We start from the raw sequence: 428 nt of genomic DNA on the forward strand, positions 1-428 counted from the left end.
TCTTCCCCGCGCACGTTTCCGGTAATCGTCTGCTTCGCCGCCGACAGCTCAGTAAAGTTCAGGGTGTTGTCGGCGGTGACATCATGAATATTGACGGTGTTATGCGCTTTAGTGTCCAGCACCACGGTACGGTGCGCCAGCGCGGTCACTTCGTTACCCACCGCATCGTGGCTGACCAGCGTCACCACCACCGCATTTTTACCTTCCTTCAGCGTGCCGACCGGCACCGCCACTTCGTAGCGCAGTTCGCCGTTATCATCGACCACCGTTCCGGTAAAATTCTGCCCCCGCACGCTGACGGTAACGGTATCCCCCGCTTTGGCATCGCCGCCTGCCACGCCGCTTATCAGCGTGGTCATGCGGTTTTCAATGGCGTTGACCACATTGTCGTTCGCGACGGTATCGATATGTACCGTGTTTTCCGCGAA

1 protein-coding gene is annotated in these 428 nt (G+C 58.2%); it reads right to left on the reverse strand.

Going from position 1 to position 428, the window contains the following annotated elements; genetic code table 11:
- Nucleotides 1-428: Ig-like domain-containing protein (locus OGY33_RS00675; RefSeq protein ID WP_286570936.1), on the reverse strand; the 428-nt coding region annotated here is incomplete at both ends.

Source organism: Citrobacter sp. Cpo032 (genome assembly GCF_030332975.1).
In the GTDB taxonomy this organism is placed as follows: Bacteria; Pseudomonadota; Gammaproteobacteria; order Enterobacterales; family Enterobacteriaceae; genus Citrobacter; species Citrobacter portucalensis.